Origin of the sequence: Marinobacter sp. SS8-8, assembly GCF_030540945.1 — a bacterium.
Lineage (GTDB): Bacteria > Pseudomonadota > Gammaproteobacteria > Pseudomonadales > Oleiphilaceae > Marinobacter.
In genome coordinates, this window is the sequence record NZ_JASSVN010000001.1 from 380,134 (window position 1) to 406,591 (window position 26,458).

27 protein-coding genes are annotated in these 26,458 nt (G+C 58.4%); 16 read left to right on the forward strand and 11 right to left on the reverse strand.

Going from position 1 to position 26,458, the window contains the following annotated elements:
- The first annotated feature begins 97 nt into the window (after nt 1–97).
- Nucleotides 98–1,366 (forward strand): alkane 1-monooxygenase, encoded by a 1,269-nt coding sequence (locus QPL96_RS01625; RefSeq protein ID WP_303285124.1) that lies wholly within the window; start codon nt 98–100, stop codon nt 1,364–1,366.
- A 230-nt stretch (nt 1,367–1,596) separates the two neighbouring features.
- Here the strand turns inward: QPL96_RS01625 and QPL96_RS01630 are convergent, their stop codons facing one another.
- Entirely contained in the window at nt 1,597–2,376 is a 780-nt protein-coding gene (locus QPL96_RS01630) for a crotonase/enoyl-CoA hydratase family protein (RefSeq protein ID WP_303285125.1), read from the reverse strand.
- 52 nt (nt 2,377–2,428) lie between these two features.
- On the reverse strand, nt 2,429–4,231 hold the full coding sequence (locus tag QPL96_RS01635; RefSeq protein ID WP_303285126.1) for an acyl-CoA dehydrogenase: 1,803 nt from the start codon (nt 4,229–4,231) through the stop codon (nt 2,429–2,431).
- Nucleotides 4,232–4,421: 190 nt separating this feature from the next.
- Here QPL96_RS01635 and QPL96_RS01640 point away from each other — a divergent pair, with 190 nt between their 5' ends.
- The 9 genes from QPL96_RS01640 to QPL96_RS01680 all read left to right on the forward strand — a co-directional run bounded on the left by QPL96_RS01640 (nt 4,422) and on the right by QPL96_RS01680 (nt 13,062).
- On the forward strand, nt 4,422–4,586 hold the full coding sequence (locus tag QPL96_RS01640; RefSeq protein ID WP_303285128.1) for a hypothetical protein: 165 nt from the start codon (nt 4,422–4,424) through the stop codon (nt 4,584–4,586).
- 477 nt (nt 4,587–5,063) lie between these two features.
- On the forward strand, nt 5,064–7,865 hold the full coding sequence (locus QPL96_RS01645; protein WP_303285129.1) for a monovalent cation/H+ antiporter subunit A: 2,802 nt from the start codon (nt 5,064–5,066) through the stop codon (nt 7,863–7,865).
- Nucleotides 7,865–8,233, forward strand: coding sequence for a Na+/H+ antiporter subunit C (locus tag QPL96_RS01650; RefSeq protein ID WP_303285130.1), 369 nt, complete (start codon nt 7,865–7,867; stop codon nt 8,231–8,233). The genes QPL96_RS01645 and QPL96_RS01650 overlap by 1 nt, the downstream gene beginning before the upstream one ends.
- Complete coding sequence (locus QPL96_RS01655; protein ID WP_303285131.1) at nt 8,230–9,747, forward strand: monovalent cation/H+ antiporter subunit D; 1,518 nt, start codon at nt 8,230–8,232, stop codon at nt 9,745–9,747. The genes QPL96_RS01650 and QPL96_RS01655 overlap by 4 nt, the downstream gene beginning before the upstream one ends.
- A complete protein-coding gene (locus QPL96_RS01660; RefSeq protein ID WP_303285132.1) occupies nt 9,747–10,235 on the forward strand; it encodes a Na+/H+ antiporter subunit E in 489 nt (162 codons plus the stop codon). The genes QPL96_RS01655 and QPL96_RS01660 overlap by 1 nt, the downstream gene beginning before the upstream one ends.
- Nucleotides 10,232–10,501: a K+/H+ antiporter subunit F gene (locus QPL96_RS01665; protein WP_303285133.1), complete on the forward strand. Its 270-nt coding sequence runs from the start codon at nt 10,232–10,234 to the stop codon at nt 10,499–10,501. Before QPL96_RS01660 ends, QPL96_RS01665 begins: the two co-directional genes overlap by 4 nt.
- 39 nt (nt 10,502–10,540) lie before the next feature.
- Nucleotides 10,541–10,873: a Na+/H+ antiporter subunit G gene (locus tag QPL96_RS01670; RefSeq protein WP_303285135.1), complete on the forward strand. Its 333-nt coding sequence runs from the start codon at nt 10,541–10,543 to the stop codon at nt 10,871–10,873.
- A gap of 95 nt (nt 10,874–10,968) precedes the next feature.
- A complete protein-coding gene (locus QPL96_RS01675) occupies nt 10,969–11,250 on the forward strand; it encodes a pyrimidine/purine nucleoside phosphorylase (RefSeq protein ID WP_303285136.1) in 282 nt (93 codons plus the stop codon).
- Nucleotides 11,251–11,418: 168 nt separating this feature from the next.
- Entirely contained in the window at nt 11,419–13,062 is a 1,644-nt protein-coding gene (locus QPL96_RS01680) for a fatty acid--CoA ligase (protein ID WP_303285137.1), read from the forward strand.
- Nucleotides 13,063–13,133: 71 nt separating this feature from the next.
- Here the strand turns inward: QPL96_RS01680 and QPL96_RS01685 are convergent, their stop codons facing one another.
- The 5 genes from QPL96_RS01685 to QPL96_RS01705 all read right to left on the reverse strand — a co-directional run bounded on the left by QPL96_RS01685 (nt 13,134) and on the right by QPL96_RS01705 (nt 17,604).
- Complete coding sequence (locus QPL96_RS01685) at nt 13,134–14,387, reverse strand: D-amino acid dehydrogenase (RefSeq protein ID WP_303285139.1); 1,254 nt, start codon at nt 14,385–14,387, stop codon at nt 13,134–13,136.
- A 141-nt stretch (nt 14,388–14,528) separates the two neighbouring features.
- Nucleotides 14,529–14,885, reverse strand: a complete 357-nt coding sequence (locus tag QPL96_RS01690) for a translation initiation factor Sui1 (RefSeq protein WP_303285140.1) — start codon at nt 14,883–14,885, stop codon at nt 14,529–14,531.
- 34 nt (nt 14,886–14,919) lie between these two features.
- Nucleotides 14,920–15,459, reverse strand: a complete 540-nt coding sequence (locus QPL96_RS01695) for a DUF4136 domain-containing protein (RefSeq protein ID WP_303285235.1) — start codon at nt 15,457–15,459, stop codon at nt 14,920–14,922.
- Nucleotides 15,460–15,601: 142 nt separating this feature from the next.
- Nucleotides 15,602–16,909: a HAMP domain-containing sensor histidine kinase gene (locus QPL96_RS01700; RefSeq protein WP_303285142.1), complete on the reverse strand. Its 1,308-nt coding sequence runs from the start codon at nt 16,907–16,909 to the stop codon at nt 15,602–15,604.
- Nucleotides 16,910–16,917: 8 nt separating this feature from the next.
- Nucleotides 16,918–17,604, reverse strand: a complete 687-nt coding sequence (locus QPL96_RS01705; protein ID WP_303285144.1) for a response regulator transcription factor — start codon at nt 17,602–17,604, stop codon at nt 16,918–16,920.
- 178 nt (nt 17,605–17,782) lie between these two features.
- Here QPL96_RS01705 and QPL96_RS01710 point away from each other — a divergent pair, with 178 nt between their 5' ends.
- The 3 genes from QPL96_RS01710 to QPL96_RS01720 are packed head-to-tail and all read left to right on the forward strand — an operon-like array spanning nt 17,783 to nt 20,069.
- Nucleotides 17,783–18,133: a hypothetical protein gene (locus QPL96_RS01710; RefSeq protein ID WP_303285146.1), complete on the forward strand. Its 351-nt coding sequence runs from the start codon at nt 17,783–17,785 to the stop codon at nt 18,131–18,133.
- Between the two features lie 56 nt (nt 18,134–18,189).
- Nucleotides 18,190–19,356 carry a GNAT family N-acetyltransferase gene (locus QPL96_RS01715; protein WP_303285148.1) on the forward strand — a complete coding sequence of 389 codons (1,167 nt, stop codon included), beginning with the start codon at nt 18,190–18,192 and terminating at the stop codon, nt 19,354–19,356.
- Between the two features lie 47 nt (nt 19,357–19,403).
- Nucleotides 19,404–20,069, forward strand: a complete 666-nt coding sequence (locus tag QPL96_RS01720; protein ID WP_303285149.1) for a hypothetical protein — start codon at nt 19,404–19,406, stop codon at nt 20,067–20,069.
- A gap of 13 nt (nt 20,070–20,082) precedes the next feature.
- Here the strand turns inward: QPL96_RS01720 and QPL96_RS01725 are convergent, their stop codons facing one another.
- Nucleotides 20,083–20,298: a dodecin gene (locus QPL96_RS01725; protein WP_303285150.1), complete on the reverse strand. Its 216-nt coding sequence runs from the start codon at nt 20,296–20,298 to the stop codon at nt 20,083–20,085.
- A 195-nt stretch (nt 20,299–20,493) separates the two neighbouring features.
- On the opposite strand from QPL96_RS01725, the gene QPL96_RS01730 reads away from it, so the two are divergent.
- Nucleotides 20,494–21,264, forward strand: coding sequence for a DUF3750 domain-containing protein (locus tag QPL96_RS01730; RefSeq protein ID WP_303285151.1), 771 nt, complete (start codon nt 20,494–20,496; stop codon nt 21,262–21,264).
- Nucleotides 21,265–21,437: 173 nt separating this feature from the next.
- On the opposite strand, the gene QPL96_RS01735 is transcribed toward QPL96_RS01730, so the two are convergent.
- Together QPL96_RS01735 and QPL96_RS01740 are read right to left on the reverse strand one after the other, a co-directional pair.
- Complete coding sequence (locus QPL96_RS01735) at nt 21,438–21,749, reverse strand: AzlD family protein (protein WP_117617904.1); 312 nt, start codon at nt 21,747–21,749, stop codon at nt 21,438–21,440.
- A complete protein-coding gene (locus tag QPL96_RS01740; RefSeq protein ID WP_303285153.1) occupies nt 21,739–22,491 on the reverse strand; it encodes an AzlC family ABC transporter permease in 753 nt (250 codons plus the stop codon). The genes QPL96_RS01735 and QPL96_RS01740 overlap by 11 nt, the downstream gene beginning before the upstream one ends.
- 320 nt (nt 22,492–22,811) lie before the next feature.
- Here QPL96_RS01740 and QPL96_RS01745 point away from each other — a divergent pair, with 320 nt between their 5' ends.
- Together QPL96_RS01745 and QPL96_RS01750 are read left to right on the forward strand one after the other, a co-directional pair.
- Nucleotides 22,812–23,912, forward strand: a complete 1,101-nt coding sequence (locus QPL96_RS01745; protein ID WP_303285236.1) for a Glu/Leu/Phe/Val dehydrogenase — start codon at nt 22,812–22,814, stop codon at nt 23,910–23,912.
- A 91-nt stretch (nt 23,913–24,003) separates the two neighbouring features.
- Nucleotides 24,004–25,416 carry a sodium-dependent transporter gene (locus QPL96_RS01750; RefSeq protein ID WP_303285154.1) on the forward strand — a complete coding sequence of 471 codons (1,413 nt, stop codon included), beginning with the start codon at nt 24,004–24,006 and terminating at the stop codon, nt 25,414–25,416.
- A 139-nt stretch (nt 25,417–25,555) separates the two neighbouring features.
- On the opposite strand, the gene QPL96_RS01755 is transcribed toward QPL96_RS01750, so the two are convergent.
- Nucleotides 25,556–26,458, reverse strand: a complete 903-nt coding sequence (locus tag QPL96_RS01755; RefSeq protein ID WP_303285155.1) for an NAD-dependent protein deacetylase — start codon at nt 26,456–26,458, stop codon at nt 25,556–25,558.

Below are 26,458 nucleotides of genomic sequence, written 5' to 3' on the forward strand. Positions count from 1 at the left end.
CATTTTACGCCAAGCTGCCCCGCTCTGCTGGACGGTCGTTGCATTGCCAGATTGTCCGACATAAATTGACATTACGCGCACCGAACGGGAGAACACAATGAACGCCAAGACCCACGACAACCCGGAATCGCATAATGTCGTTTCCCCCGCCGAATCCGGCTCCACTGGCAACTGGAAGGATCCGAAACGCTATATGTGGTTACTCGGCCCTGCCCTGCCGGGCATCGGGCTCGCGGCCCTGACCGGTTACGCCCTGGCCCCCAAAAAACTGAAAGCCCTGGCCTGGACCGGCCCTGCTCTGGTGCACGGCATCATTCCGGCGCTGGACAGGGCCATTGGTGAGGACCAGAGCAACCCGCCGGAATCCGCAGTGGAGACCCTGGAACGGGACAAGTACTACGACCGGATCGTGAAGGCCTTTATTCCGACCCAGTACGCCATGACCCTCATGGGTGCCTGGCTGGCCAGCCGCAAGGATACGCCCCTGGACGATAAAATCGGCCTGACGCTTACCGTTGGTGCCATCAATGGCGTAGGCATCAACACGGCCCATGAGCTGGGTCACAAATCGAACAGACTGAACAAGCTGTTGGCGATGGCGGCTCTGGCGCCCACCGGGTATACCCACTTCGTTGTCGAACACAACTTCGGCCACCATAAGCGGGTGGCCACACCGGAGGATCCGGCCAGCAGCCGCATGGGCGAGAGTTTCTGGAAGTTCCTTCCCCGTACGGTGCTGGGTGGCATCAAATCCTCCATCAGGATTGAGAAGGCGCGGCTTGCCCGCAAAGGCAAGGGCTTCTGGAGCCTGGATAATGAGTTGTTGCAGGGCTGGGCCATGAGCGCCGGGTTCTTTGGCGCGACAACCTTGGTTTGCGGCCCACGGGCAGTACCATTCCTGGCGGCCCAGGCGGTGTATGGCGCAAGCCTGCTGGAGAGTGTGAATTACATTGAGCACTATGGCCTGCTCCGTCAGAAGGACAAGAACGGCAAGTACGAGCGTACCCAGCCGGAGCACAGCTGGAACAGCAATCATATTGTGACCAATCTGTTCCTGTACCAGTTGCAGCGGCATTCGGATCATCATGCCCACCCACAACGCAGCTTCCAGGCCCTGAGGCATTTCGAGAAGGCGCCGCAGTTGCCGGGTGGTTATGCGTCGATGCTGTTGCCGGCTTACCTGCCGCAATGGTGGTATGAAACCATGGATAAGCGGGTGATTGACCACTACGAGGGGGATCTGAGCAAGATCAACTGGGATCCGGATCGGAAAGAGGATCTGATGGCCAAGTATGCGGACTACGCAGCTGAGGTCGCCGCCGAGGCTAAGGCCAGGCGCAATACTGAAAACTCCGAAGCCGCCTGATTCTCGCTGCCTGCTTCAACTCTGGCCCCAGCCGTCCTGGTATTGTGCAGGCAGCCAACCGATTACTCCTTCCGGGAGACGCCGTGAACCCATCCATGGGGGCTTGAGCGCAGCATCCCTGCTGCGCACACTCCCGGAAGGAGTAATCGGCCGGCCGCTTCTCACTTTGGAGAAAGTGTCAGGTTAGCTTGAACGTTTCAAAAAGAACTCACTTAATGAATAATAAGCTCCTATTTCCCTTTAAACACTGCTTCCCGCCTTTCCAGAAAAGACTGAATGCCCTCTTTTACGTCTTCACTGGCCATGACCGGCTGAAGGTCCGGGAACAACCGCTGTTTCGCTATCTCCTGCCCTTCGCTGACCGCGATCTTTGAGGATTTCAGACTGCCCTGGACACCCAGAGGGGCTGCCTTGGCAATTTTCTCAGCGATTTCAAGCGCAACGGTGAACTGCTCGCCGGGTTCCACCAGTTCCTGAATCAGGCCCCACTGGTGCGCCTGCTCGGCGCTCCACTCATCGCCGGTCAGCAGGTAACGCTGGGCGTTGGCCCAGCCGATTTCCCGTTGCAGGCGGATGGTGGCACCACCGCAGGCGAAGATGCCACGCTTTACTTCCAGTTGGGCAAAGCGCGTACCTTTCGCCGCGACGCGGACGTCGGTGTTGAGCATCATTTCAACGCCGCAGGTGAAGCAGATGCCCTGCGCGGCGAAGACAACGGGTTTGCTGAGGCCCTCGCCGGTGATGTGGAACGGATCGAGTTCGCCCTCGCCGGGTTCAATGCCTTTGCCGTTGGCAAACACGCCGGCCCAGTCGTCCAGTTGCAGGCCGCTGGTGAAGTGGTCGCCTTCGGCGTACAACAACCCCACTCGCAGATCCGGGTCGTTCTCCAATTGGTAATAGGCCGCCGCGATCTGGTGGTACATGTCGCGGTTCATGGCGTTCATTTTTTCCGGGCGGTTTAACCCGATGAGTAGGATGTAATTTTTCTTTTCAACGTTAACCAGAGCCATTTCAATTACCTTTTAAAATGTCTGTTTTTTTCAGCGAGGCGCGCCCCTCAGATCAGAACCACTCGGACTTCATGTTGAAGCAGGTGTCATCCTGATTCCTCAGCAACACCAGGTCCTGAGCCACTGTTGGCAATTCCCAATGGAAGAAATACTGCGCCGCCTGCAGCTTGCCCTGGTAGAAGTTGCGCTCGTCGTCGCTGTTAGCCGAACCCAGAGCGTGAGCTGCGGCGTTGGCCTGGCGGAGCCACATCCAGGCAACGATGATGTGGCCGAACAGGTGCAGGTAGCAGGAGGCGTTGGCCAGGGTTTTGTCGACTTCGCCGCCCATCAGGGATTTGCCGAGGCTCTGGGTGACTTTCACCGCCTGCTGCAGGGTTTCGCTCAGGGACAGCGCCCATTGCTGGCAGCGGTCGGTGGTGGCCGCCTGCAGATCCACCTGCATTTCCTGCATCAGCAGTTGCAGGCCGTGGCTCTGGTCCTGCCAGATCTTGCGGCCGAGCAGGTCCAGGGCCTGGATACCGTTAGTGCCCTCGTGGATCGGGTTCAGGCGATTGTCACGCCAGCACTGCTCGACCGGGTATTCCCGGGTGTAGCCAGCACCGCCGTAGACCTGGATGGCCAGATCGTTGGCCTTGGGACCGTACTCAGAGGGCCAGGCTTTGATGACCGGGGTGAGCAGGTCCAGCAACTTGCCGGCCTCAACACGCTTCTGTTTGTCCGGCTTTGTGTGTTGGTCGTCCATCAGTCGGGCGCCATAGAGGCACAGGGCCAGCCCACCCTCGCTGTAGGCTTTCTGGGCCAGCAACATGCGCCGGACATCGGCGTGATCGATGATCGGCACCTGCGGGGATTCCGGGTTCTTTTCGCTGGCTTTACGGCCTTGGAGGCGGTCTTTGGCATATTCCAGGCTGTGCATGTAACCGCGATAACCGATCACCGCAGCGCCAAAACCAACGCCAACCCGGGCTTCGTTCATCATCTGGAACATGTATTTCAGTCCCTGATGGAGTTCGCCAACCAGGTAGCCGTGGCAGGGGGCGTCGTCACCAAAACTCAATGCGGTGGAGGTGGTGCCCCGGTACCCCAGTTTGTGGATCAGGCCGGCGAGGCTGACGCCATTGCGCTTGGTAGGGTTGCCTTCTTCATCCACCAGGAATTTCGGTACGATGAACAGGGAGATGCCCTTCACGCCGGCAGGCGCGCCCTTGACCTTGGCCAGAACCATGTGAACGATATTGTCAGTGATCGACTGCTCACCACCGGAGATGTAGATCTTGGCGCCCTTGATCAGGTAATGGCCATCATCCGTGGGCGAAGCCGAGGTGCGGATGTCTGCCAGGGAAGATCCGGCGTGGGGTTCGGTCAGGGCCATGGTGCCGCTGGAGCGGCCGCTGAGCATGTGCGGCAGGAAGGTGGTTTTCTGCGCCTCGTCACCAAAAACGCGGATGAGGTTGGCGGCGGCGGCGGTCAGGAACGGGTAGCCGGCAGTGCCTGGGTTGGCCGCAGTGAAGAAGCCGTTGCAGGCTGCCATGACGGACTCTGGCAACTGCATGCCGCCCAACTCATAGTCATAGCGCCCCGCAATGAAGCCGGCCTGGGCATAGGCGTCGAAGGCTTCCTTGACCTGCGGCAGCATTTCGACCTGGCCGTTGACGAACTTTGGCTCGTCCTTGTCGGAGGCGCTGTTGTGGGTGGCAAACTTTTCCCGGGCCATTTTGTCGGCGGTTTCGATGACGGCATCGAAGGTGTCGCGGCTGTGTTCGCTGAAGCGTTCGCGGGTGGTGAGGTTTTCGGTATCGAGAACTTCGTAGAGCTGGAACGCCAGGTCGCGGCGGTCGATCAGGGTGTCGGTCATGCTGGGTCTCCTGTTTGTTGCAGACAGCCTCTCACAACTGGTTTTTCCTGGGAACCGGCGCTTACGACATAATCATGGTCACAATCATGGTCACTATGTGGCGCGGGTTATGCATCGAATTTTCCTGAAGGCCAGGTTCCGGTCGGTAACGTAAAGAATACCGACAGGTGTACATAGAGGGAGGTCCGCCATGAACGCACCGATCAGACAAAGCCAGGCAGACATTCTGAGCCGGCTTTATGATATGAAACGCAAACAGATTGAACACGCCCTCCAGCAGGGGAACAGCTTGCGCTGTCAGGTCCTTGAAGCAGAAGCCGAGGCTATTTCAAGCGCGCTGAAATCCGTTCGATAGCCACCTGCCTCAATTGGCTATTGATTGCCACTCCTGGTCACCTGTTGCCGTTTTCCGACGGTATCAGATGGCTGCCGCCACTTCGGCACCTTGACGGATGGTCCATTTTGCGTCGAGCTCCTCGGCGACATCCGCGCCGCCGATCAGGTGCGGAGCATACCTTGATCAATGGCAAGTTGACTTGACCTTGCAGACGGGCCACGTATCATCGGATTTCAAGTTTCACTGACGGAGCAACCATGACCGTAAGGTCCTTCAGCTGCATTAGCACTATCCTCCCACCTGCTGTCGCTGACATCGCGCGGCATCGGGGATGTCTTCCGTACTTCCCAGACCCGCCCATTTCCTGCTGATCCACCCTGACACCCCCATGGTAAGGGCGCAGCAATGCATCAGGCAGGGTGGCTGACCGAAGACTAGACTCAGGCAAACACGCCTTCGATATTCACGTAAAAGAAAGCCAATAACGAGGTTGCGATGTCGCTAACGCTGGTTGTTTTGCTGCCTTTCCTGGGCGCCATGGCCGCTCCCCTGTTCGCCCAGGGTGGGCGGACCGCGATTGCCGTGGCATCGTCCGTGCCAGCACTGATCGCCCTGGCAGCCCTCTTTCCTCACTGGCAAACACTGGCCGATGGCGGCGTGGTTCTGCACAGCTATGAATGGCTGCCGGTCCTTGGGCTCTCGTTCAGCTTCCGGCTCGACGGGCTTTCGTTGCTGTTTGCCTTACTGATCCTGATCATCGGGCTGCTGATCATTCTTTACTCCCGCTACTACCTGAAAGCCCACGAAAACGTCGGCAAGTTCTACACGCTCCTGCTGTGTTTCAAGGGCTCCATGCTGGGGATCGTGCTTTCAGGCAACCTTCTTCTGATTATAATTTTCTGGGAGCTGACCAGCCTGACCTCATTCCTGCTGATCAGCTTCTGGACCCACAAGCAGGGCGCTCGCCGGGGCGCCCGGATGGCCCTGGCAGTCACAGGCGGCGGAGGCCTGGCCCTGCTTGCAGGCATGCTGATGATCGGCAACATTGTGGGCAGTTTTGAGCTCGACGACGTGCTGGCGGCGGGCGACCTGATCAAGAACCATGCCCTGTACCCGGTTGCCCTCACTCTCGTTCTGCTGGGCGCTTTCACAAAATCCGCCCAGTTCCCGTTCCATTTCTGGCTGCCCCACGCCATGGAGGCACCAACGCCAGTTTCGGCCTACCTGCATTCGGCCACGATGGTGAAGGCCGGCGTGTTCCTTCTGGCCCGGCTTTACCCTGCTCTGGCAGGGACTGAGCAATGGTTCTATATGGTCAGTTTTACTGGCATGGCCACCATGCTGCTGGGCGCCTACACCGCCATGTTCAAACACGATCTCAAAGGCCTGCTGGCCTATTCAACGGTGAGTCAACTGGGACTGATTACCCTATTGTTCGGCATGGGCACCCAGCTTGCGGCTGTTGCGGCGATTTTCCATGTGATCAACCACGCCACCTTCAAGGCCTCTCTGTTCATGGCCGCGGGCATCATCGACCATGAGACCGGCACCCGGGATATGCGCCGCATAAACGGGCTCTGGCGTTATATGCCGCACACGGCCACCCTGGCCATGGTTGCTGCCGCATCGAACGCCGGGGTGCCTCTGCTGAACGGCTTCCTGAGCAAGGAAATGTTCTTCGCGGAGTCGCTGGCGCTGAACCTGCCGGGGCTCTGGGCCTGGTTGCCGCCGATCATAGCGACCCTGGCGGGTATTTTCACGGTGGCTTACTCAGCAAGGTTTATCCACGACGTCTTCTTCAACGGCACGCCGGTTGATCTTCCGATCTACCCCCCACACGAGCCTCCCCGTTACATGAAGATTCCAGCGGAAATTCTCGTGTTTGCCTTAATCATGATCGGCATCTTTCCGACCATTGCGGTCGGCCCGCTGCTTTACGTCGCGGCGTCGGCCACATTTGGCGGCAATGTCCCGGATTATCAACTCGCGGCGTTCCACGGATTCAATCTCCCGCTGATGATGAGTTTTTTGGCCTTCGCCGGCGGCTTGCTGATGTACAGCCAGCGCCAGCGTTTCTTCGACTTCCACGCCCGGTTCAGGGAAGTTGATGAAAAGGCCGTATTCGAAGCCGTCGTCTCCCGCATTGTGGACCTGGCCAACCGGTTTACCGCAGGGGTGGAAAACGGCTCCCTCCAGCGTTATGCCGTGCTGCTGGTCGTCAGCGTGATCACCGTCGCAGCCATGCCCCTCCTCAGTCTTGGCATTTTTGTCGGGGAGAGCGGCCTTAGCCCCGTAGACTGGCCAACCGCTAGTTCAGCCGGTGTGCTGATCCTCTGTGCACTGGCCACCGCAACCATGCACAGGGATCGGTTCTGCGCGCTGGTCCTGCTGAGCGTGGTTGGCTTGATGGTGGCCCTTGCGTTCGCCCGCTTCTCGGCGCCAGACCTCGCGATGACGCAGTTGTCCGTGGAAGTTGTCACGATTGTTCTGCTGATGCTTGCCCTTTTCTACATGCCATCCTGGACGCCCGTCGAAACCTCCAACGGACGGCGGTTCCGCGACATTGCAATTGCTCTGGCAGCGGGAACCGGCATGACTCTGGTTACCCTGGCGATGCTGACACAACCCTTCACCTCCATCTCGGATTTCTTCCTCGAAAACAGCAAGCCCGGCGCTGGCGGCACCAACGTGGTTAACATCATTCTCGTGGACTTCCGTGGCTTCGACACCCTGGGCGAGATTACCGTTCTGGCCATCGCGGCCCTGGGCATTTACGCCATGCTCAAGAACACCGCCCTGACACCGCCGCCAGGCGATGGCCAGGGACACGCGTGGACACGGGACGCCCATCCGTTGATGCTGCGCCAGATTGCCCGCCCGATACTGCCACTGGCGCTGATGGTTTCCGTATTCATCTTCCTTCGCGGCCACAATCTTCCGGGTGGCGGCTTTATCGCCGGCCTGATCACGTCGGTTGCCCTGATCCTCCAGTATATTGCCAGCGGAATGATCTGGACCCAGGACCGGATTTCATTCCGCTATCACAATGTGATCGGCCTGGGCCTGCTGTTCGCCACCGTTGCCGGCGCGGGAAGCTTTGTGTTCGGCTATCCGTTCCTGACCTCCACCTTTGGTTACATTACCTGGCCGGTGGTCGGGAAGTTCGAAGTTGTCTCTGCCCTGGTCTTTGATCTGGGCGTCTACCTGACGGTTATCGGAGCCACCCTGCTGGCCCTGGTGAGCGTTGGCCGGCTGTCACCTCACTCCGCCATCAAGAGTAAACAGGAGGGCGCGTAATGGAGCTCGTTTTTGCACTCGTTATCGGCGCCCTGACGGCATCGGGGGTTTATCTCATTATGCGGGCACGCACCTTCCCTGTTGTGATGGGTCTCACCCTGCTGTCCTACGGCGTGAACCTGTTTCTTTTTGCCAGCGGCCGACTGGCAACGGGGCAGCAACCTGTTATCGGTACAGCAGCAAACTATTCCGATCCGCTTCCCCAGGCGCTGGTACTCACAGCCATTGTGATCGGCTTTGCCATGACCGCATTTGTTGTCGTGCTGTCACTACGAAGTCTGGCGGATCACGAGAACGACCATGTGGATGGCCAGAAGCCCTATAAGTCCCCCGCGCCCAAGGAAGAAGAGGAGGTAACCGGTAAATGAACCACTGGCTTACCGCTCCTGTTCTGATTCCCCTGCTCGGAGGCATCCTGCAGGCGTTGATGGGTTACGCACCTATCAGCCTGCGCCGCACGCTGGCGTTGGCAACCACCGTTCTGATACTGGTCTCGGCCATTGTGCTGCTGGTGCTGGCAGACGACGGCAGTTACCGGATATACGCCTTCGGAAACTGGCAGCCGCCGTTTGGCATTGTCCTGGTGCTTGACCGGCTTGCAGCCCTGATGCTGGCCATGACCGCCGTTCTGGCCCTGTTCTGCCATATCTTCGCCATTGGTGGCGCCGATGAAGGCAATCGCCAGTTTCATGCCCTGTTCCTGTTCCAGCTGATGGGCCTGAACATTGCCTTCCTGACCGGCGACCTGTTCAACCTGTTCGTTGCCTTCGAGGTGCTCCTGATTGCTTCCTACGGCTTGCTGATGCATGGCGGAGGAACGGTAAGAACCGTGCCGGGCCTGCATTACGTGGTGCTTAACCTGGTCGGTTCTGCCGTGTTCCTGATCAGCGTCGGGATGATCTACAGCGTTACCGGCACCCTGAATATGGCGGATCTGGCGGTCAAGATCCCCGGGGTTTCCGGCGAGGGGCTGAATATCGTCAAGGCTGGCGGCATGATGCTGCTGGTGGTATTCGGCTTGAAAGCCGCCATTCTGCCCCTGTGTTTCTGGCTGCCAAGAGCCTATTCGAAAGCCACGGCTCCCGTCGCCGCTCTGTTCGCGGTAATGACCAAAGTCGGCGTTTACGCGATTTTGCGGGTCTATCTGCTGATCTTTGGCGACAAGGCTGGCGAACTCGCCAATCTCGGCATGGACTGGCTCTTCCCCATTGCCCTGGCCACCCTCGCCATGGGTGTCATTGGCGCTCTGGGCTCCGGCAGCCTGAAAACCCTGGTCGCCTGGCAGGTCATCATTTCGGTGGGCACCTTGCTGGCTCCGGTCGCACTTGGTTCCGAGGCCGGTCTATCCGCTGCCCTGTTCTACCTGCTGAGTACCACCTGGACCGTTGGCGGCCTGTTCCTGGTCTCTGAACTGGTGGCCAGCCAGCGGGGCACGGCCACTGATCGCATCGTTACTGCGCCCAGGATGCGAAACCGCACGTTCCTGAGTGTTCTGTTCCTGATCGGTGCCGTTGCTGCGGCAGGGCTGCCGCCCCTGAGCGGTTTTTTTGGCAAGGTGCTGATCCTGCAATCCGTTGAGCCGGGAACCGAAATGGCCTGGCTGTGGTCAGTGCTCCTGACCGGAAGCTTCCTGACCGTTATCGCCTACAGCCGTGCGGGAAGCGTTGTTTTCTGGCGGACTATAGATGGCCACCTGGAAACGCCGGGCCCGCTTAAGGCCCGAATCTCTGTTGCGGCCGGAGCGCTGACCGCTCTTGCGATAGTGATGGTTGCCCTGGCCGGACCAATAACTCAGTACACCGACGCAACAGCGGCACAGCTTCATAACAGCGATGCCTACCTCGAAATCTTGCAGACCCCCATGGTCGGGGAGGATAACTGATGCTTGATCGCCTGAGTTTTCCGCAACCCTGGTTGAGCCTGATCCTGTTCACGACCTGGCAGTTGCTCAGCGACGGTGTGTCCGGCGCCAGTATGGTGATGGGCCTGATCCTGGCCTGGTTGATCCCACAACTGACTCAGGGATTCTGGCCCGAGCGGCCGGCGTTCGTTAAATCCTGGCGGATGCCAATGTATCTGGCTGTCGTGCTCAAGGACATAGTCGTTGCCAGTTTCTCGGTCGCCCGCCTGATTCTGAGCCCTCGCCAGCCGCGACCGATTTTCGTCTGTTACCCTCTTCAGCTTGAGCAGCCGCTGGCCATTACCATCCTCGCCAGCACCATTTCGCTCACACCGGGCACCGTCAGCGTCGATGTCAGCGATGACAACAAAACCCTCCTGATCCACGCCCTTGATGCCGCCAGCGACCAGGAAGTCATTGACGCCATACACAACCGCTACGAGAAGCCATTGATGGAGATGTTCCAATGATGACAATCGCCCTCTACACCTCGATTTCCATGGTCACCCTGGCGACCCTACTCAATGTCTACCGGCTGATCAAGGGGCCGGACGCACCAGACCGGGTACTGGCACTGGACACGCTCTACATCAACGCCATTGCCCTGATTATCCTGCTTGGAATCACTCTGGGGACCCGGATGTACCTGGAAGCCGCCCTGCTTATCGCTGTCATGGGCTTTGTCGGAACCGTGGCCATGGCCAAATACCTGAAGCGGGGCAGTGTCATTGAATAGGATTGCCCCTAACCGATCACGTCGCGGAGGATATTGATCATGAGCATGATCGCGGAATACATCATTTCTGCCCTGTTGCTTCTCGGGAGCGCCTTTACCCTGATTGGTGCCATCGGCCTGGCCAGGCTGCCGGACTTTTTTACCCGCCTTCACGGCCCGACCAAGGCTACAACCCTGGGGGTCGGCGCCATCATGCTCAGCTCGGTGATTCACTTCAGCGCCACGGGAGAGGGCGTGGGCACTTCGGAGATCCTGATTACCCTGTTCCTGGTAATCACGGCCCCGGTTAGCGCGAACATTCTTGCCAAGGCGGCCATGCATATAGGCGTCAGAACGGTGGAAAACACAAAAGGCAAGCCCTGGGAGCAGTGAATGGCCGCAGTTGGCACACCGACCGGATTTTGTCATTGGACTTGAAGATTTTTGCCGTATAGTAGGCCCCCAAACCCTTATGAGGAGCCCAGCACATGCTGAAAGTAAATGAGTATTTCGACGGCAAGGCCAAGTCCATTGCCTTCCGGACCGCCACCCTGCCGGCCACCGTTGGCGTGATCAGCCCGGGCGAATACGAGTTTGGCACCCGCAAGAAGGAAACCATGACGGTGATCAGCGGGGCCCTGACGGTTCTGCTGCCAGGCATGGAGGAATGGATGACCTACGGCGCGGGCGAAAGTTTTGACGTAGCGGGCCAGGCAAGTTTCAAGGCAAGGACCGACATCGACACCGCTTACCTCTGCACCTACGAGTAACCCACGGCCCGACAACAGGCTTGTTCGCGGAGCGAAACCGGCTTTTTACCCAAGCCAGCGTTCGCTCTGTATTTTTTCACTTTTCCGGTTCCCGTTTTACCCAATCTGTGTCAGATTTATTCCTGTTTCTCGCGATAACACCAACAACTGGGAAAGAGGAAACGAGCAATGGCACAGACCCGCATTTTACCCCCGGCTGACAACGCCTATCAGTACCCGTTGCTGATCAAACGACTCCTGCTCTCAGGCCCCCGGTACAATCCGGACCAGGAAATTGTCTATTCAAACCGAAGCAAATACACCTATACCGACCTGGTTGAACGAATCCATCGTCTGGCAAACGCCCTGACGGATGCCGGTGTTAAACCGGGTGATACGGTTGCGGTGATGGACTGGGATACGCCCCGATACCTGGAGTGTTTCTTTGCCATTCCGATGATTGGTGCCATTCTGCATACGGTCAATATTCGGTTGTCCCCAGAACAGATTGTTTACACGATGAACCACGCCGAAGACGACGTTGTGTTGGTGCACGACGACTTCCTGCCGATCATCGAGGGTGTGAAAGACGACATCAAAACGGTCAGTACCTGGATTCAGTTGACCGACAACGATACCCCGCAGGCAACCTCTGTTGATGCCATCGGTGACTACGAAACCCTGATTGCAAAAGCCGATGACCAGTTCGACTTCCCGGACTTTGACGAGAACAGCGTGGCGACCACGTTCTATACGACCGGTACCACAGGCAATCCAAAGGGCGTTTACTTCAGTCACCGACAGCTGGTGCTGCATACGTTGGTGATGACAGGCACCGTGGCTTCATTCGATGAAATGCCATTGATGCGCTCCTCATCGGTTTACATGCCGGTAACGCCCATGTTCCACGTTCATGCCTGGGGCGTGCCCTATGCCGCTACCATGATGGGCATCAAACAGGTCTATCCGGGCCGTTACGAGCCTGAGTTGCTGGTCGACCTTCTGAAAGAGCATAAGGTCACTTTCTCTCACTGCGTACCCACCATCATGCAGATGATGATGGCCACCGAATCCATCAAAACCGCCGATCTGAGCAACTGGCACGTCCTGATCGGCGGCAGCGCACTGACCAAAGGCCTGTGTGACGCCGGGACCAAGCTCGGAATCAAGCTGTACACTGCCTACGGCATGTCCGAGACCTGTCCGTTGCTCTGCGCTTCGCACCTCAAGCCGGAAGACATGGAACTGCCCCTTGAGCAGCAGACTGCAATCCGGGTGAAGACCGGCATTGCGACGCCCATGGTTGAGCTGGAAATCGTGGACCCCGAAGGCAACCCGGTGCCACACGATGGCCAGGCCAAAGGCGAAATCGTGGCCCGCGCGCCCTGGCTGACCCAGAGTTACTTCAAGGAGCCCGAGAAAGGCGAACAGCTCTGGGAAGGCGGCTGGCTGCACACTGGCGACGTTGCTTCCATGGAACCGGACAACACGCTCACCATCAAGGATCGCATCAAGGACGTGATCAAGACCGGCGGTGAGTGGCTGTCCTCACTGGATCTGGAGAACCTGATCAGCCAGCACCCGGCCGTGGCCGGCGCCGCTGTTGTTGGCGTACCCGATGAAAAATGGGGCGAACGCCCCCACGCCCTGGTCACCCTCAAGCCGGGTGAGCAAGCCAGTGCCGAGGAGATCCAGGACCACCTGAAGCAGTTCGTGGACAGTGGCGAAATCAATAAATGGGCCATTCCCGGACAGATTGATTTCGTTGACGATATCCCGAAGACCAGCGTTGGCAAGATCAACAAGAAGCTGATCCGGGATCAACTGACGTGAAAGCGGGGTCAGAACCTGGGGTCAGATGAACGCTTTCATCTGACCCCTTTTTCATGACCCTTTTTCAGTCTTTACAGTCCGGAGAACGTAAAATCCACCTCCGGCGTGCGACCACCAACAATATCGGCCAGGGCCGCCGCCGAGCCACAGGAATGAGTCCAACCCAGCGTACCATGCCCGGTATTGAGGTAGAGGTTGGCGAAATGACTTTTGCCAATGTAAGGAACGTTAGAGGGCGTGGCCGGGCGCAGGCCGGTCCAGAATTCAGCCTGGTCCCAGTGACCCGCCTCGGGCATCACTTCCGCGGTGCGCCGGACGATGGCGCGGCAGCGGGTGTAATTGAGTTTCCGGCTGTAGCCACTGAGTTCCGCCGTGCCCGCGACACGGATCCGGTCTCCAAGACGCGAGTAAACCAGCTTGTACTCATCATCGGTGAGGCTGACCTTGAACGCTGCCTTCTCATTTTTCACCGGCACGGTAATGGAATAGCCCTTGGCCGGGTATATATTCAGGAAGATACCCAGTTGCCGGGCGAGTGCGGCACTGAAGCAGCCCATACTCAAAACATAGGCGTCCGCGCGAAGAGTCTCGTGACGGCCATCACAGAGGGCCTGAACCCCCAGCACTCGCTCACCGGCCTGTTCGAAGCCGAGGATCTCGGTGCCGTATCGAAACTCTGCACCCACCTCCGCGCAGCGTTTGGCCAGGTTCTGGGTAAACATCCGGGCATCACCGGATTCGTCCTCGGAGGTGTAGGTTGCACCGGCGATCCGGTTCCGGATGGGTTTCAGGGCCGGCTCCAGCTCAACCGCCTGATCGGCATCGATAATCCGGCGGTCACAACCAAGAGACTGCATGATCCGGGTAGGCTCTTTGGCACCCTCAAACTCGGCAGGATTGGTGTAAAAATGCAAAATGCCCTTCTCGAGGTGGTCGTATTGAACATTGGCATCCTTGCGCAGAGCCTGTAACTGGCTACGACTATAAGTTCCCAGATTGACCATCTGACGGATATTGTGAGCAGCCCTGGCAGACGTACACTGCCCGAGGAAAGAGAGAGCCCAGCGCCACTGTGCCGGGTCCAGCTTTGGCCGGAACAGCAGGGGTGCGTCTGGCTGGGCGAGCCATTTCAGTACTTTCAGGGGTGCTGACGGATTGGCCCAGGGCTGGGCATGGGAAACAGAAATCTGACCACCGTTAGCATAGCTGGTTTCCAGACCCGCCCGGTTCTGCCGATCAACAACGGTGACCTGATGCCCCTGCTTCTGAAGAAACCAGGCCGTCGTTATGCCAACAACGCCCGCACCCAAAACCAGTATGTGCATTCGTGCCTCCGGTCAATAGGAGCCCCCATCCCGGGGAAACTCCGGGATATCCCGGCCAGACTCCGGTCAATCTCAAACGTGGGAATAGTGAATTTCAGACCGTATTGTAAACTGAGAGTGAGGCGACTGCGTGTGATCCCATCAGCCACCGGCGCGCTTGACCACCCACCCCTTCTGCTCCAGCAGGGGCACCAGAATGTCTCGCTGATCGCCCTGAATTTCGACCACACCGTTTTTCACGGTGCCCCCGGTACCACACCTGGCCTTGAGAATCTTCGCGTAGGCCTTGAGTTCCCTGTCGCCCAGGGGAATGCCAGTGATCAGGGTCACGCCCTTGCCCTTGCGTCCTTTGGTTTCGCGGCTCACCCGGACAATGCCGTCTCCGGCGGGCCGCCTGGAATCACTGCAGGTGCAGTCAGCCACGGTGTTTCTGCAGCCCGGGCACATTCGACCCTGCCCGGTTGAAAAAACCAGCCCGCCTTCAGGTCGTTTCTTCATTCTGTATTCTGTCTCCGTGCTTTTCCTGCGCTGCTCAATCTGTTGCTCCATCAAGGCCGGGGGGGAACCTGGCAAACATTTCGGACACCAGCTCGTCGATCAGCTCCCTCCGGGTTTCCGGTGACTGGTTTTCGTTCAGATAACGGCGACTGGCTGCCCGCCATACAACCTGTTTGGACTCACTGTCCGCCAGCTCGACAACCAGCTTACCCTCTTCTATTTCGCGAACCGGGGGCGGCGAGGACAACAACCACCCAAAGCTCCCGTGACCAAGGCCGAACCCCAGTCCAGGGCCAATCTGCTGAAGCCTTTCTTCGGGAACAATCTGCCAGTTGACCAGCAGGTCCGCCTCTGACTCAGGCACCTGCCTCAGAGCCTTACGATTCAGTTCTCTTTCAATAGCGGCGCGCACCCGGGTGCCATCCAGAGATATAAAAGACGAAGAATCCGTGCCATTGCCGAACGCCCAGGAGGAGTAGTTTCCGAAAACCACAGACGAGTTGTAGTCGGTCACCACACTGCTCGCGCAACCGGTCATGGCCAATGCAACAATCGCCAACATCACAAAACGCATCATCACTTCTTCCCTCAATGGAGGATTTAACTGATAACCAGTATACGCACAGGAAACGCACAAAGGTGCCCTTCAGACCCCTCACCTTTCAAAACTGTAATCCAACGTCCGGGCATCACAAAATGCCCCGAATTCCTGCGCCTCACCCACCGATAAACACCGGAAGGCGAACCCTCACCTTTAGGCCGCCCGCCTCCGCGATGGTTGCATCAATCCGGCCATCGTGAGCGGAAACGATATCCCTGGCAACAGCCAGCCCCAACCCCCAGCCCGTTCCACCCCGGGATTTATCGGCCCGGAAAAACGGCTCGAACAGATGCGGCAGTGTCTCCTGCGGAACCCCCGGGCCATTATCTTCAACGGCCAGACTAAGCCACCCGCCGGAGACCGACAGGGCAAGTTTCACGGCCTTGCCCGGCGGAGTATGGTCCAGGGCATTCTGCAGAATATTATCGATCGCTCGCTGCAACAGCCCCTCATCGCCCAGCACCGAGGTGCCGGCACTTTCCGGCGAGACAACAAGTTTGCAGTCGACGCCCCGATGCTCCGCGTAATCCGCCGCATCCTGCAGCACCCGGTTGATCACCTTTACCGGCTTCAGGGGCTCACGCTCAATATCCCCGCCAGCTTCGGTTACCCGGTACAGCGTCAGGATCTGGCCCGTCATGGTTTCGAGCCGCTCGTTCTGGCGCAGAATGCTGGCCATCAGCTCCTCATCCGCGCCGGCTTCGCTCGCCAGCTCAATGGCAATACGCTGGCGTGCCAGCGGTGTCCGAAGATCATGGGAAATATCCCTGAGCAAGTGTTTCTGCCGCTCCAACAGACTGCACAGCTGCTCCGTCATGGCATTGAAAGCCGTTGCAAGTTGCCCTACTTCGTCTCTACGCTGGGCAATGCGATCACTTACACGGAGTGAATTGTCCCCCCGCGAAATTGCCTGGGCCGTTGTTTCCATGTGTTTGAGAGGGCGGGATACTCGCCGGGCAATCCACCAGCACGCGAGGGAAATCATCACGAAGGCAAGGCCGAGTTCAATGGCTCGGAAAAACCGGGGGTCCAACCAACCCTCCCCCTCGGCCCTTGGCCATGCCACCAGGCGATAATCCTCGTTGACATCCAACACCGCAGGCTTCTGCGGATACCAGCCCGAGTCCATTCGCTCACGAATGTGCGGAGGCAGCCTGCCATCATTTTTATCTTTTCCAAGCAGGATCAGGTGCAGCTCGAGTCGCTCGCCCTCTGACTTGAGAAAACGCCAGGCACTGCCCCGCTCGCCCGATTCACGGATTTTTACCGCTTCCCTGGCAAGGTCCAGCAGTCCCGCCTGCCGCTCAATAGCCTGCCGTTCCCGATCCAGAAGCACCCGGGTCGCTATGTTGCTGACCACAACGGTCAGGGCCATGGCCAGCCAGATCGAAAAAAAGATCCGCCAGAAAAGTGGAAATCTCACCTGATGCTTCATTCCGGTACCCGATAACTGTAGCCAAGACCCCGCACGGTTTCGATCCTCGGTGGATCCTCGTTACCCAGCTTCCTTCGAAGATTACTGACATGCATATCCAGGGTCCGGTCGTAGGCCTCAAGCCTTCGACCCAAAGCCCACTGCATCAGATCGGTTTTGCGAACCGCACTGCCGGCGTGGGCCAGCAAAACCTGCAGCACTTCGTATTCCGTGGCCGTCAGCTCCAGTGCCTTATCGTTCTGATAAATCCGGCGATGGCCCGGCTCGACCCTCAGATCACCATAAGTCCGGGCAGCATTGACCTCGGTTTTCTGGTCCCAGGCAATCCGGCGTAACAGGGCCTGTAAACGAGCCACCAGTTCCCGCGGATTGCAGGGTTTGGGAATGTAATCATCGGCACCGACTTCGAACCCGACGATCCGGTCGGTTTCATCGCCCCTGGCCGTCAGCAGCACAACCGGTAAGTGAGTTTCTGCCCTGAGCTCTCTCAGCACCTCAAGCCCACTGATATCCGGCAGCATAATATCCAGAACAACAATGTCGCAGTCCTGTGCCAACGCCAGAGCCAGACCATCCCGGCCATTGGCCGCTTCACGGACGGAGAAGCCCTGATTGTTCAGGTAGCGGGCCAGAAGCTCTCGCAATTCATCATCGTCTTCGACCAGTAAAACCCTGCTCTGCATCTTTGCTCTCCACCTTGACTGCAAGAAGTCTAACACGCTCACGACAAGCCGCTGATTCGGCGTAATTTCCTTTGCAGAACCTTTACACAGACCTGACGCTCGTTGACGAAAGGTGGCGCTAACATAGCAACCGTTAACGCAACCGCTGCCAACGCAGCAACTATTGGAGAATAGCTTTATGAAAACACGCACCCGTTCAATCCTTGCCGCAGGCGCCCTTGCTTCCGCCCTGTTGATGAGCAGCCCGGCCCTCATGGCTGACGATCACGGTTACAAGCATCGGGGCGACAGGCATGACATGGCACAGATGTGTGAGAATCTCAAAGATGGCAAAGGTAAGTTCAACAGGGAAGAACGCCAGCAAGAGATGGCGGAGCGTCGTGAGGCTATGGCCGAGCGCCTCAAACTGAACGATGAGCAGCGTGAAATCTGGAACCAGATGCACGAAGAAAGGCGTGAAAAGCACGAAAAACGCATGAAAAATTGGCAGGAGGAACTGGAAAAACGCTGCGCTGAATCCGACAGGTGATCAGAAGCCGGGTTCTGACGTATGGTATCGGGTAGATCAAGGAGTACTGCCCAACCATGCCAGAATCCGGACTTTCCGACCTCACCCTGGAAACCTGTGACAGCATCACTGTCATTCCTGCACAGGAATGGCAGCGACTGGCAGGGCACACCAACCCGTTTCTCCGCTACGAGTTCTTCCTGGCCCTGGAGGCGTCTGCCTGCACCTCTGCGGCTACCGGCTGGACGCCATGTCACCTGGTCTTCCGAATGGCGGGCCGGATTGTCGGTGTGGCACCCGGATTCCTGAAAAACCATTCCATGGGTGAATACGTTTTTGACTGGGCCTGGGCCAATGCCTACCAGCGTCATGGCCTCGACTACTACCCAAAGTTGCTGATCGCCGTTCCCTTTACACCCTCCGCAGGCCCCAGGTTATTGCTGGATCCGTGCCTGCGCCACCAACTGACGCCGGAACAGCTTCATGACTTACTGGACAGGCTGACCGGGAAGCTTGGTGCCCACTCCTGGCACCTGCTGTTCCCGGACAACGAAGACCAGGAGCTGCTCCATCACGACCGGGGTTTGCACCGCATCGGCTGCCAGTTCCACTGGCATAACCACGGTTACCAGAACTTCGAGGATTTTCTGGGAGCACTGAACTCCCGCAAGCGCAAATCCATCCGCAAGGAGCGTCGGCAGGTGGCTGAGCAAGGCATTTCTTTTGTCCGCTTTCAGGGTCGGGATACCCCGAACCATGTGCTCTCAGCCTTCTACCTGTTCTACCAGGCAACCTACCGGAAGCGTGGCCAGCGCCCCTACCTGAACAAACGGTTCTTTGAACTTCTGCTGGAGTATCTGCCCGGGCATGTGCACCTCATCATGGCGGTTCGAGAAGGCGAATTAATTGCCGGGGCACTGTTCCTGGCCGGTGAGGACACCCTTTACGGTCGCTACTGGGGGTGCCTGGACGAATACAATCACCTGCACTTCGAGACTTGCTATTATCAGGGCATCGAGCTGGCCATGGACCTGGGCCTGATGCACATCGACGCCGGCGCCCAGGGCGAACACAAACTGGTGCGGGGCTTTGAGCCCGTTATTACCCATTCCTGGCATGGCGTTCTGCACCCGGGTTTTCGCGAGGCCATCAAAAACTTTACCCGGGAAGAAGCAGGCGACGTGCTCGATTACGTTGAAGACGCCAGATCTGCCCTGCCTTTCCGACAGCAGGGGCAGGATTAGCTTCTATACTGAAAGTCCGGGACAGGAATTCGACGGGGTCAGATACCATGGACACGGACGCGCTTTGGCGCATGCTCTCATCAGTACATTTACCGCTGCTGGTCGCTGCGGGAGCCTTACTGCTGGCCCTGATTTCCCTTAGCCTTATTTCCGGCACCCGACACCAAAACCGGGACCAGTTGGCGAGCTTACGCGAGAAGTGCGACACACTCTGGCGTGAGTTAGATGACATTCGGGTAGCGCAATTCAACCGCCCAGGCGATGCCGGAAGCGCTGGGGCAGCCTCGTCATTTGAGGAAGCCCGCTACCATACCGAGATGGAGGCCTACAGTAAGATCTGGCCACAGGTGTGGCAACTTTACGAGCGCCTGGGCACCTTCCTGAGGGCCGTAGAAGCGGGTGAGCCCGCAGGGGAGTTGAGGCTGGAATCCCGGAACGCCGCCCTGGAAGCGCGTCACCTTCTGAACAGGAACCGCCCTTTCTGCAGTGAATCCGTGGATGAACTGGTCACACGATTGATTGACGCAGAGATCAAGGCACACCTGGCTGCCTGCCAGTATCTGGATCTTCTTAAAGATGTCACCAGCGCCTCATCGAACCACGACCGGCGGGTACTGCAGGACAAGTGCCACAGTCTCCATGAGGGCGAGGCCCGGGAGCTTATGAATCAACTGGTGTCATCCATCCGGCACCGGACCATCCAAAATAGCTGAAGACCAGCGGGCCTTAGCTGTCAGTAATACGGAAACCCACTTTCATTACCACCTGATAGTGGCCTACCTTTCCATCGGTTATGTGGCCACGGGTTTCCGTCACTTCAAACCATTCCATGTTGCGGACACTCTTGCCACATTCTTCAAGCGCACTTTCGATGGCGTCTTCAATGCTTTTTTTGGACGAGCCAACAATCTCCACTTTCTTGTAAACATGATGGTCAGACATAATAGGCCTCGCTGAAAATTTGTTCGTGATACCCCTGAGCCTAGAAGACAAGCTTCGCTCCGGCAAACCACGGCACCACCCAGTGCTCATCCGCGAGGTAACCGTGATCGTACTCCTTCACTGCAATCCTTCTGCAGGCCCGGAACTTATCGGCGCTGACCAAGTCTCGAAGGTCTGACCACACTGGACAGGTTCATGAAACGATTTTTCAAATACATCGGGTGGCTTCTTGGTGGTCTGCTACTCCTGCTTTCCGGACCAATCCTCCTGGCCACCAGCGGCAGCCTGCAGGGCGCGGAAAGCTGGCAGACCGCCACCCGGGAGAGCGCGGGCATCGCACCGGCACCGGAGACAACCGAGGAAGCGATCGTGCAGGTTTATGGCGCACGGGCCTGGAGCTGGCGCGGTTATTTTTCGGTGCACACCTGGATTGCCACCAAGGAGAAAGGTGCCAGCTATTACCGTGTTCACGAGGTCACCGGCTGGCGCCACTATGTGGTCAACTCCCTACCGGGTGAACCGGACCGACACTGGTACGGCGCGAAGCCGGAGCTGTATGCGGACATACGGGGCAAAGAAGCAGAGAAACTGATCCCCGATATCTACCAGGCCGTGAAATCCTACCCCTACCCGACCGAGTACGAAGCCTGGCCCGGACCCAACAGCAATACCTTCGTTGCCTGGGTGATCCGGGAGGTGCCGGGGCTCGAAGTTGCACTGCCAAGCCATGCGATTGGCAAGGATTACCTGGGTGAGCAGTTCGTCGCGGAGGTGCCGGGCGGGGCCGGTTACCAGATTTCACTGGGAGGCTATTTCGGTCTGCTGGCAGGAATCAGGGAAGGTCTGGAGCTGAATGTGCTGGGACTGTCGTTCGGAGTTAATCCGCTGGCGCTGGGCATCAAACTTCCCGGTGTTGGAGAACTCGCGTTGCGAAACACGAACCCAATGCCCGATACCACTCCTTAGCCAGGGGGAACAGGCGGGCAGAGCCTTCCAAAAATGTGCGGAGCCATGGATGGCGGAGCCAAGCGTACATGGACGTATTCACAGCGGTTTTTGGGAGGCTCTGCCCGCCTGTTCCTTGCTCCGATGCAGGGTTTCAGAGGCTAGAGAATTCCAATCAGCCTGGAATCGGCAGCTTACGCCAGATAACGCACGATCCCGGCCGCCGCGATGCCGGCAGCGATGGCTGGCAGCGGTTTACGCAATGCAAGCATGGTTATTGCGGTTACCAGCAAGGCTGCGAGAGCCCCCGCGTCACCGCTGACCGCCATGGGCACGATAATGGCGATCAGTACCGAGCTGGCCATGGTATTGATGAAACTCTCAATCCGCGGACTGATCTTTACAAAGGACATGATGAATACCCCGCCGAAGCGGGTCACCAGGGTAACGGCGGTCATGATCGCAATCAGAAACAGGATGCCAGCTGTGGTGGTTTCAATGATCATGGGCGCCCTCCTCCGTATCTGCCTCCGCATCGATGGCAGGCTTGCGCTCGAGCCAGAAGAACCCGATCGCGCCACCGGCCAGGGCGCCCACCACAACGTGGGAATTCGGCGGCAGCCATTTCCAGGCCGCCAGCGAAGCCAGCGCTGCAACAGTCCAGGCCACCAGCACCCTCGGTGATTTCTTGCCGCCCAGTGCCATGGCCAGCAGGAAGCTCCCCAGAACCATATCCAGCCCCAGGGCTTTCGGGTTCTGCAACAACCCACCGAAGTAAACACCCAGCCAGGTACCGACAATCCAGGCCAGCCAGAGCACCAGCCCGCCACCGAGAATCACCTCAAGGTTACGCCGGCCACTCTGGTATTCCTGGGCAGATACCGCCCAGTTGGCATCCGTCAGCAGCAACAACAGGCCATACCGCTTGCCGGGTGACAGATCCTTGAGCATCGGGTACAGCGAAGCGCCCATCAACAGATGACGGGAGTTGATGGCAAATACCACGACCATCAGGGGCAGGGCCGAAACTTCGCTGCCCCACATATCGATGGCGGCAAACTGGGCAGCACCGGCAAAAACAGTGGTACTCATCAGAATTGCCTCCAGCGGCTGAAGCCCCTTCTGGGTCGCGGCCAGGCCGAAGGCCGCCCCGAACGCCACCACAAACAGCGAGATGGGTAAGAGGCGGAAGAATTCCGCACGCACTTTATGCGGCTGAATTTGATAAGAATAGGTAATGGCAGACATCTTGGGAAGCTATGCGGTAACTCGCGAAAAACGAATAAGCAAAAACCACCATACGTCAGGAAATTTTTGCCCGAAGCTCAAACCGTTAGTTGAATAACTCATGAAAATGGCCAGTCATTCACCAATTTGAAATTGACGTATACGTCAATCGTCGCTAATTTGTTCCTGTCCAGCCCCAAAAGGGCATTTCCCAATGGAAATCCGGGACCGATGAAATCAAACCGCCGGCCACAAGCCGGACGACAAAAACAAGATACCCGCTCATGCCGAGATCCGGCCAGGTGGGAGAGGATTTCAAAATGCTCGATAGCACCCCCTCCATGAACGTATTCAGCCATCCTGAATTCGACAACCACGAACACCTGTCCTTTTTCTGCGATTCTGAAACCGGACTGAAAGCCATTGTTGCCATCCACAATACCTCCCGCGGACCCGCCATGGGCGGATGCCGGATGTTCCCCTATATGACGGACGAGCAAGCCCTGCGCGACGTGCTGCGCCTGTCGCGCGTTATGACCTATAAATCCGCCCTGGCCAATCTGGATCTGGGTGGCGGCAAGTCCGTGATTATCGGCGACCCTCGCAAACAGAAAACCGAGGCCCTGATGGAAGCCATGGGGCGCCATCTTGAGAGTCTTGGAGGCCAATACATCGCGGCGGAAGACTCAGGCACCAGCGTGCCCGACCTCAAGGTGATGGGCCGGCACACGCGCCACGTTGCCGGAATTGCCTCGCGTACCGGTTTCGACGGCAACCCCAGCAACGGCGACCCGTCACCCGCGACAGCCTACGGCACCTTTATTGGCCTGAAAGCGGCAGTGAAACACAAGCTGGGACGGGATAACCTGAACGGGCTGAAAGTGGCTATCCAGGGCATTGGCAATGTCGGTTTCCGGCTGGCGAAACACCTGAAGGACGCCGGCGCCGAGCTGTGGGTGTATGACATCCACGACGATAATATGCAGCGGGCCGTGGATCAACTGGGCGCCAAACCGGCCACCGCCGAGGACATCCTGTTCCTGCCGGTGGACGTGGTCGCCCCCTGCGCCATGGGCGCGGTGCTGAACGATGACAGCATTCTGCAATTGCAAGCCACCATTGTGGCCGGCGCCGCCAACAACCTGCTGGAGCACCCGGAGCACGACGCCATGCTGCGGGACCGGGGCATCCTCTATGCGCCCGACTTCGCCATCAACGCCGGTGGCATCATTGATGTGTTCTACGAGCGCACCGGTGCCACGCCGGAAAAGGTTCGCGCTCATGTGGACACCATCGGCGACACCCTGACCGAAATCTTTAACCGTTCTGACCGCTCGGGCCGCCCGACCGGTGAGATCGCCAACGAACTGGCGGAAGAACGGTTCAAAAAGCACACCGCCTGCGCCGGGCCGGCGCCTGAGCGGTTGGCCTGCACCGGGTAACCTGACGCCTGTGCATCCCCTGGAAGCTGCAGACCACCGCAGCTTCCAGCCTTCCAATCCCTGACAAAAACAAGTACTCCAGGAGAAAGATATGTCTGCCAATTCATCAGGTTCCGCCACCTATTCGGGGACACTTGACGGTTCCAATGCGAAACGGGGCCTCTGGTCATCGCGCCTCGCCTTTATCCTCGCCGCCACCGGTTCCGCCGTCGGCCTCGGCAATATCTGGAAATTCCCCTACGTTACCGGTGAGAACGGCGGTGGCGCCTTTGTCCTGATATACCTGGTCTGCATTGCCGTGGTCGGTATTCCCATCATGATGGCTGAAGTCATGATTGGCCGCCGGGGTGGCCACAGCCCCGTGAACAGCCTGCGCCTGATTGCAGCACGCGAGGGCCTGAAACCGGTCTGGCGGATGATCGGTGCTGTCGGCGTGCTGGCCGGTTTCCTGATTCTGTCGTTCTATTCGGTGATTGGCGGCTGGGCCGTGTCCTACGTTGGAACGGCCGCCAGTGGCCAGTTTGCGGGCCAGTCCGCAGAGGCCATTGGCGCGATATTCTCCGGGCTGCTCAGCGATCCGGCAGCCCTGCTCCTGTGGCACAGCGTGTTCCTGGCGCTGGTGATGGTGGTGGTCGCCCGTGGTGTCCGTTCCGGGCTTGAGCGAGCTGTCAGCATTCTGATGCCGGCGCTGTTTGTGCTGCTGCTGATCGTAGTCGGCTACGCCATGACCAGCGGCAGCTTTGGTCGTGCTGCGGCCTTCCTGTTCCAGCCCGACTTCTCCAAGCTCACTACCTCAGGGATACTGGTGGCACTGGGACATGCATTCTTCACCCTGAGCCTGGGTATGGCGGTGATGATGGCTTACGGTTCCTACCTGCCCAAGAACATCTCCATCGCCAAGACGTCCATTACCGTCTCCGTCATCGACACGGGTGTAGCGCTGCTCGCGGGCCTGGCGATTTTCCTGATCGTATTCGCCAATGGCCTGGAACCCGGCGCCGGCCCCGGGCTGATCTTCCAGACCCTGCCACTGGCCTTCGGTCAGATGCCCATGGGCTCGCTGTTTGGCACCCTGTTCTTTGTGCTGCTGATCTTTGCCGCCTGGACATCGGGGATTTCGCTGCTGGAGCCGATTGTGGAATGGCTTGAGGAGCAGAAAGGCATGAACCGCACAGTCAGCACACTGGGCGCGGGCGTTGTTTGCTGGGCGCTGGGCATTGTCTCCATCCTGTCCCTGAACCTGTGGGCTGACTTTGCGCCCCTGGGCTTTGTGCCAATGCTGGAGGACAAGACCATCTTCGACCTGCTGGACTTCTTCACCGCCAACATCCTGCTGCCACTGGGTGGTTTTCTGGTGGCAGTCTTCGCCGGCTGGGTGATGTCCCGCCAGGCACTGGAGAATGAATTGTCGCTGTCCGCGCCAATGTTCCGTTTGTGGTACGTGACGATACGCTTCATCACGCCGGTCGCCGTTGCAGCGGTGTTTCTCTATAACCTGGCCTGAAGCCGCCCCTGCAGAGCTGTGAAAAAGGGGTCAGATGAAAGCGTTCATCTGACCCCGCCTTCACTTCAGTTGATCCCGGATCAAAATCCGGGGTCAGATGAACGCTTTCATCTGACCCCGACTTAACGCCAGCTTCCCGTCACAGTTGCTTCAGTGCGGCTTCAAGCGTTTCGCCGATGCGGGCATTGAGCTTGAGGTCCACCAGTTCCTCCGCCCGGGTACGGCCGAGGTTAAGCGTTGCCATGGGCTTGCCCCATTCTCTCGCATAGCGGCAGAAACGAAACCCGGAATAGACCATCAGCGACGAACCAATCACCAGCAGACCATCGCTGGCCCTGAGCACATCCAGTGCCGAAAAAACGCGGTCTTTGGGTACAAAATCCCCGAAAAACACCACATCCGGCTTCAGAATACCCTCGCACCTCGGGCAGTCCGCCAGCTGGAAATCCGAGAAATCCACCTCCAGATCGGCGTCGCCATCGGGCGCGCGCTCCGCGGTATACTTGCGGAATCCGGGATTAAGATCCGTACAACGGTCGTGCACCTGGTCCCGCGGGCAGCGATAGCCGCAGCTCATGCACACCACCTCATCCGCCCGGCCGTGAAGATCGGTTACCGCCCGGGTACCGGCTTTCTGATGCAGCCGGTCGACATTCTGAGTCACCACCAGGCTGCTGTGATTCAGCAGCTCGAGGTCGGAGATGTACTGGTGTGAAGGGTTAGGCGCAGCGTTGCGCATCACTGGCCAGCCAATCAGGCTACGGCCCCAGTATCGCTGGCGGGTATGAAAATCCTCCATGAAGGCCTTGTGCTGAACCGGCTGCCTGCGCTTCCAGGCGCCGTCGCCATCGCGATAATCCGGAATGCCGGAATCGGTACTGACCCCGGCCCCGGTGAGAATCAGCAGCCTTGGGTGGCGATGGATAAACTCCGCCAGCAACGCCCCCGCCTCTACCGGCTCATGTAACACCGGCGGCTGATCCGTTTCGGGCAGGCGCTGGCTGGAACTGAAGGGACGGCTTCGATGGGTCGTTACAGGCAT

Excerpts from the sequence above, each read along its gene's own strand:
- QPL96_RS01720 (WP_303285149.1), top strand. The coding sequence starts at position 19,404 with ATGGACACGGACGCGCTTTGGCGCATGCTCTCATCAGTACATTTACCG.
- QPL96_RS01625 (WP_303285124.1), top strand. The coding sequence starts at position 98 with ATGAACGCCAAGACCCACGACAACCCGGAATCGCATAATGTCGTTTCC.
- QPL96_RS01665 (WP_303285133.1), top strand. The coding sequence starts at position 10,232 with ATGATGACAATCGCCCTCTACACCTCGATTTCCATGGTCACCCTGGCG.
- QPL96_RS01630 (WP_303285125.1), bottom strand. The coding sequence starts at position 2,376 with ATGGCTCTGGTTAACGTTGAAAAGAAAAATTACATCCTACTCATCGGG.
- QPL96_RS01670 (WP_303285135.1), top strand. The coding sequence starts at position 10,541 with ATGAGCATGATCGCGGAATACATCATTTCTGCCCTGTTGCTTCTCGGG.
- QPL96_RS01680 (WP_303285137.1), top strand. The coding sequence starts at position 11,419 with ATGGCACAGACCCGCATTTTACCCCCGGCTGACAACGCCTATCAGTAC.
- QPL96_RS01750 (WP_303285154.1), top strand. The coding sequence starts at position 24,004 with ATGTCTGCCAATTCATCAGGTTCCGCCACCTATTCGGGGACACTTGAC.
- QPL96_RS01655 (WP_303285131.1), top strand. The coding sequence starts at position 8,230 with ATGAACCACTGGCTTACCGCTCCTGTTCTGATTCCCCTGCTCGGAGGC.
- QPL96_RS01735 (WP_117617904.1), bottom strand. The coding sequence starts at position 21,749 with ATGATCATTGAAACCACCACAGCTGGCATCCTGTTTCTGATTGCGATC.
- QPL96_RS01745 (WP_303285236.1), top strand. The coding sequence starts at position 22,812 with ATGAACGTATTCAGCCATCCTGAATTCGACAACCACGAACACCTGTCC.
- QPL96_RS01690 (WP_303285140.1), bottom strand. The coding sequence starts at position 14,885 with ATGAAGAAACGACCTGAAGGCGGGCTGGTTTTTTCAACCGGGCAGGGT.
- QPL96_RS01650 (WP_303285130.1), top strand. The coding sequence starts at position 7,865 with ATGGAGCTCGTTTTTGCACTCGTTATCGGCGCCCTGACGGCATCGGGG.
- QPL96_RS01725 (WP_303285150.1), bottom strand. The coding sequence starts at position 20,298 with ATGTCTGACCATCATGTTTACAAGAAAGTGGAGATTGTTGGCTCGTCC.
- QPL96_RS01755 (WP_303285155.1), bottom strand. The coding sequence starts at position 26,458 with ATGCCTGTAACGACCCATCGAAGCCGTCCCTTCAGTTCCAGCCAGCGC.
- QPL96_RS01740 (WP_303285153.1), bottom strand. The coding sequence starts at position 22,491 with ATGTCTGCCATTACCTATTCTTATCAAATTCAGCCGCATAAAGTGCGT.
- QPL96_RS01635 (WP_303285126.1), bottom strand. The coding sequence starts at position 4,231 with ATGACCGACACCCTGATCGACCGCCGCGACCTGGCGTTCCAGCTCTAC.
- QPL96_RS01640 (WP_303285128.1), top strand. The coding sequence starts at position 4,422 with ATGAACGCACCGATCAGACAAAGCCAGGCAGACATTCTGAGCCGGCTT.
- QPL96_RS01695 (WP_303285235.1), bottom strand. The coding sequence starts at position 15,459 with ATGCGTTTTGTGATGTTGGCGATTGTTGCATTGGCCATGACCGGTTGC.
- QPL96_RS01705 (WP_303285144.1), bottom strand. The coding sequence starts at position 17,604 with ATGCAGAGCAGGGTTTTACTGGTCGAAGACGATGATGAATTGCGAGAG.
- QPL96_RS01730 (WP_303285151.1), top strand. The coding sequence starts at position 20,494 with ATGAAACGATTTTTCAAATACATCGGGTGGCTTCTTGGTGGTCTGCTA.
- QPL96_RS01645 (WP_303285129.1), top strand. The coding sequence starts at position 5,064 with ATGTCGCTAACGCTGGTTGTTTTGCTGCCTTTCCTGGGCGCCATGGCC.
- QPL96_RS01675 (WP_303285136.1), top strand. The coding sequence starts at position 10,969 with ATGCTGAAAGTAAATGAGTATTTCGACGGCAAGGCCAAGTCCATTGCC.
- QPL96_RS01685 (WP_303285139.1), bottom strand. The coding sequence starts at position 14,387 with ATGCACATACTGGTTTTGGGTGCGGGCGTTGTTGGCATAACGACGGCC.
- QPL96_RS01660 (WP_303285132.1), top strand. The coding sequence starts at position 9,747 with ATGCTTGATCGCCTGAGTTTTCCGCAACCCTGGTTGAGCCTGATCCTG.
- QPL96_RS01710 (WP_303285146.1), top strand. The coding sequence starts at position 17,783 with ATGAAAACACGCACCCGTTCAATCCTTGCCGCAGGCGCCCTTGCTTCC.
- QPL96_RS01715 (WP_303285148.1), top strand. The coding sequence starts at position 18,190 with ATGCCAGAATCCGGACTTTCCGACCTCACCCTGGAAACCTGTGACAGC.